Here is a 5,275-nt window from a genome sequence, read left to right on the forward strand (position 1 = left end):
ATGAAGTACTCCCTGCCGAGCAGAGAAATAATTGCAGATTCGGTTGAGACTATTGCAAATGCCCACAAATTAGACGGGCTTCTATGCCTGCCTAATTGCGATAAGATTGTTCCGGGAATGGTAATGGGAAGCCTCAGAGTAAATATCCCGACAATTTTTGTATCCGGCGGCCCGATGAGAGCGGGCAGATTATCAGGAGGCAAAAGCATTGACCTTGTATCTGTATTTGAAGCTGTAGGTGCATTTTCAAATAATATGATAAGTGAAACGGAATTAGAAGAATATGAAGAGAATGCATGCCCCGGGTGCGGATCATGCTCCGGACTTTTTACAGCAAACTCCATGAACTGCCTGCTTGAAGTTCTCGGCCTTGCACTTCCGGGAAACGGGACTATTCTCGCAGATTCAGAAGAGAGAAGAGAGCTTGTACGGCTTGCAGGTCAAAAAATAGTCGGCCTTGTTAAAAGAAATCTGCTTCCGGGAGATATTGTAACAAAAGAGACAATTGACAACTGCTTCTCTCTTGACTTTGCTATGGGAGGAAGTACCAATACTGTACTGCATCTTCTATCAATTGCAAAGGAAGCCGGAATAGATTACAGTCTGAACAATCTCAATGAAATTTCTGCACAAACACCTATACTATGTAAAATTTCTCCTTCATCACCCTATCACATGGAAGACTTTAACAAAGCCGGCGGTGTAAGTGCACTTATGAATGAGCTGAGCAGAGTTTCTGATTTCTTAAATTTAAATCAGCTCACTGTTACAGGAACAACTATCGGAGAGAATATTAAAGGTTCAAAAATAGCTGATCCGAATGTGATAAGGAGTGCAGAAGAACCTTATGACATTACAGGCGGGCTTGCTGTTCTTTTCGGAAATATTGCGCCTGAAGGGTCCCTTGTTAAAACAGCGGGAATCGGCCCCTCAATGATGGTTCACAGAGGGCCTGCAAAAGTGTTTGATTCCATGGAAGATTCAATAGAAGGGCTGCATTCCGGAAAGATAAAAGAAGGGGATGTTATAGTTATCAGGTATGAAGGCCCCAAAGGCGGGCCCGGAATGCAGGAGATGCTTGAGCCCACCTCTCTTGTTATGGGCCTGGGGTTGGGCGATTCGGTTGCTTTGATAACTGACGGGCGTTTTTCAGGAGGGACACGGGGAGCCTGTATTGGGCATGTTGCACCGGAAGCTGCAGCAGGAGGATTAATTGCATTATTAAAAGACGGAGATATTATTTCAATAGATATTCATAAAAGAAGAGTGGATGCGGAGCTTACTGATGAGGAAATACAAAGAAGAAAAGGGTCATGGAAACGGCCTGACAGCAGAGTTAAATCAGGCTGGCTGCAAAGATACAGCAGCATGGTATCATCGGCAAGCAAGGGTGCGGTATTATCAATGGAGAGGGAGCTATTATGAGCAGTACAACATTGACAAAAGAAGTGTACAAAACTGCTTTAAAAGAAAACAGGGAAAAAATTGTAATGAACAGAGAAGATGTCACTTTGATGACAGGTGCGGAAATTTTAATCTGTTCTCTGATCAATGAAGGTGTTGATACAGTATTCGGGTATCCCGGAGGAAGCGTTATTCCCATTTATGATGTTTTGTATGACACTAAAGAGATTAAGCATGTTCTTGTCAGGCATGAACAGGGCGGGACTCATGCAGCAGACGGATATGCGCGTGCAACAGGGAAGACAGGAGTGGTAATAGTAACGTCAGGCCCGGGTGCATCCAATACTGTTACAGGTATTGCCACTGCATTTATGGACAGTATCCCGATTGTTGTTTTTGCCGGGCAGGTTGCATCGCCTTATATCGGCAAGGAATCTTTTCAGGAAGCTGATGTAGTTGGTATTACAAGATCAATAACAAAACATAATTTCCAGGTAAAGGATGTTAAAAACCTCGCTGATACTGTCAGAAAGGCATTTTATATAGCACGGACAGGCAGGCCCGGGCCTGTTGTTGTAGAACTGCCTGTTGATGTGATGAAATCACAGGCAGTATTCAACAGCACAACAGATGAGGTCGTTATAAGAGGATATAACCCTTCATTTGAAGCAAGCATGGATGATATCTATGCAGCAGCGGAAATTATTTCCAATAGTAAAAAACCTGTAATATATGCAGGAGGCGGTATTATCAGCTCGGGCTGTACAGAGGAATTTATAAAATTTGCCGAAAAAATAGATGCTCCGGTAACAACAACCCTTCTCGGCCTGGGTTCTTTTCCGGAAGATCACCCTCTTTCTCTCGGAATGCTTGGTATGCACGGTACATGGTATGCGAACATGGCAATAACAAATGCTGATGCACTGATTGCAATAGGAGCCAGATTTGACGACAGAGTAACAGGCCTTGTATCGGAATTTGCGCCCAATGCGAAAATAGTTCATATAGATATTGACCCCTCCTGTATTGACAGGAACGTGCAGTCCCATGTGTCAGTAATCGGAGATGCAGGAAAAATTATTCGTAAGCTCCGCCCCATTGTAGACAGGAAAGACAGGTCTGCAGATGGATGGATAAAACAGATAGAAAAGTGGAAAACGGAACATCCTGTTCCTGAAGGCCGTAATTCGGAAGATGCTTTGTCAGCTCAGAGAGTCATAAAGATAATGTCAGAGATCGCAGGGAAAAACGCAATCATCACAACTGATGTAGGGCAGAACCAGATGTGGACAGCTTTGAACTACGGCTTCAAAGAACCCCGCACTTTTATTACATCAGGGGGCCTTGGAACAATGGGATTCGGGCTTCCTGCATCAATCGGCGCTGCAATAGGATCTCCTGACAGAAAAGTTATTGCTGTAATAGGAGACGGCGGATTTCAGATGACTGCAAACGAACTTGCAACAGCAGTGCATTACAAAGTTCCTGTTAAAATAGTTCTGCTCAACAATGGCTATCTTGGTATGGTCCGACAGTGGCAGCAGCTTTTTTATCAGAAAAGGTATGCAAGTACCGAAATAGGAACCAGTAACCCCGATTTTATCAAGCTGTCAAAGAGTTATGGCGCAAAGGCTGAAAGAGTTACAAAGGAGAAGCAGTTCGAAGCGGCATTTAAACGTGCAATGGCTGAGGATGAGCTTCCTGTTGTAATTGAAGTAATAATAAACAGAGAAGAAAATGTTTTCCCAATGGTGCCGAGCGGTGCACCTATAAAAGCTATGATAGAGGAGGAGTAATCATGAATCATGTTTTTTCAATTATTGCAGAAGAATCCCCTGACATTCTTGCAAGAATTACAAATCATATTGCAGGCAAAGGATTTGAGCTTGAAAGCATAGCTGTAGGCCCGGCAGAGGAGGAGGGGCTTTCAAGGATTACTCTCGTGTCAAGAGGAGATAACAGGGAGATGAAGCAATTACAGAACATTCTTGAGAAGATAATCAATGTAATTTCCGTTGCATGGCTCACAGGTTCAACATTTGTTTCGAGACAGCTTGCAATCTTAAAAATACGTATTTTTTCGGAAGATTACAGCAATGTATCGGAAATAGTTAATTCATTCGGCGGCAGGATAATTAACAGAGGAAAAGATTCTCTTGTTGTTGAGTTAATCGGTGAAGGTGAAGGAATAAAATCAATGTTCCGTACTTTAAGTTCGTACGGTATGGTTGAAATTGCACAGAGCGGTCTTGTAGCTATTTAAATTCAATGTAAAGGAATAAAAAGAATGAAAATTTATTACAAAAAGGATGTCAGCACCAAAATTATTGAAAATAAAAAAATTGCAGTTCTTGGATTCGGAAGCCAGGGCCATGCACACGCATTAAACCTCAAAGACAGCGGCCTGGATGTTATTGTCGGGCTGTATGAAGGCAGTAAGTCGTGGAAAAAGGCAGAGGAGTCGGGCCTTAAAGTTATGACTGTTGAGGATGCGGCAAAAGAGGCTGATATCATCATGTTTCTAATTCCGGATCAGACGCAGGCGGAGATTTATGATAAGTTTGTAAAGCCGAATCTGACAGCCGGAAAATCAATTGCATTTGCTCACGGTTTCAATATTCATTACGGGCAGATTGTGCCTCCTGATGACGTGGATGTATGGATGGTAGCGCCGAAAAGTCCCGGGCATCTTGCAAGAAGAGTATTTGAACAGGGCGGAGGCGTTCCATGTCTTATTGCTGTTTACCAGGACAGTACAGGCAATGCAGAGAAGACAGCCCTTGCATACAGCGATGGAATCGGAGGAACACGTGCAGGAGTAATTGAAACAACTTTTGAAGAAGAGACGGAAACAGATCTTTTCGGAGAACAGGCAGTGCTCTGCGGCGGAGTATCGGAACTTGTTACATCAGGATTTGAAACACTTGTTGATGCAGGCTACCAGCCTGAAATTGCCTATTTTGAATGCATGCACGAACTAAAACTGATAGTTGATCTCTTTTATGAATCCGGGCTTTCGGGGATGTACTATTCGGTTTCGGATACTGCCGAATATGGTGGTTTGACAAGAGGCCGGAGAGTAATATCGGAAGATTCCAGGCATGCAATGAAGGAAATTCTATCTGATATCCAGTCAGGAAAATTCGCTCAGGAGTGGATACTTGAAAACAGAGCAAAAAGGCCCGTACTTAAATCCATGAGGAAAAAATTGAGCAGCCACAAAATTGAAGAAGTTGGCCGGAAACTAAGGGGGATGATGCAGTGGGTTCAAAAAAGCAAACTGAACTGAATAAGAAAATCACGATTTTTGATACGACTCTGAGAGACGGGTCTCAGGGAGAAAATATTTCATTCTCTCTTGATGATAAGTTTGATATTGCAAAAAAACTTGACGATTTCGGAGTTGATTACATTGAAGGGGGATGGCCGGGTGCAAATCCAAAAGATGCAATGTTTTTTGAAAAAGCATCTCTGTACAATTGGAAAAATTCCAGGCTTGTTGCATTCGGAAGTACAAGGAGGAAGGAAAATCGCCCTCAAGAGGACAAAAATCTTGATTATCTGTTAAGGGCGGAGACTCCGGGAGTATCAATTTTCGGCAAGACGTGGCTTCTGCATACTGAAAAAGCCCTTGGTATATCTCCTGAAGAGAATCTAAAGATGATTTTTGATTCTGTGGATTTTATCAGAAGACACGGAAGAGAGGTCATCTTTGATGCGGAGCACTTTTTTGACGGATATAAGGATGATCCTGAATTTGCATTTAATATGCTGCAGGCTGCAATTGATGGCGGTGCATCAGTGATTGTTTTATGCGACACAAACGGCGGTTCCATGCCTCATGAAGTGTACAATATCACAAAAGAGGTCA

The 5,275-nt window shown here is 43.0% G+C and carries 5 protein-coding genes; all 5 read left to right on the forward strand.

What is annotated here, in order from left to right; all coding sequences use genetic code 11:
• On the forward strand, positions 1-1,425 hold a 1,425-nt coding region (gene ilvD / locus J7K93_13100; GenBank protein MCD6117947.1), incomplete at its 5' end, for a dihydroxy-acid dehydratase.
• A gap of 89 nt (positions 1,426-1,514) precedes the next feature.
• A complete protein-coding gene (gene ilvB / locus J7K93_13105; protein ID MCD6117948.1) occupies positions 1,515-3,200 on the forward strand; it encodes a biosynthetic-type acetolactate synthase large subunit in 1,686 nt (561 codons plus the stop codon).
• Between the two features lie 2 nt (positions 3,201-3,202).
• The gene (gene ilvN / locus J7K93_13110) at positions 3,203-3,667 is read left to right on the forward strand and encodes an acetolactate synthase small subunit (GenBank protein ID MCD6117949.1); all 465 of its coding nucleotides are present in this window, start codon (positions 3,203-3,205) and stop codon (positions 3,665-3,667) included.
• A 24-nt stretch (positions 3,668-3,691) separates the two neighbouring features.
• Positions 3,692-4,693 carry a ketol-acid reductoisomerase gene (gene ilvC, locus J7K93_13115; protein MCD6117950.1) on the forward strand — a complete coding sequence of 334 codons (1,002 nt, stop codon included), beginning with the start codon at positions 3,692-3,694 and terminating at the stop codon, positions 4,691-4,693.
• On the forward strand, positions 4,690-5,275 hold a 586-nt coding region (locus J7K93_13120), incomplete at its 3' end, for a citramalate synthase (protein ID MCD6117951.1). The genes ilvC and J7K93_13120, both read left to right, overlap by 4 nt.

The organism is bacterium, from assembly GCA_021158245.1.
Taxonomy (GTDB): Bacteria; Zhuqueibacterota; QNDG01; order QNDG01; family QNDG01; genus QNDG01.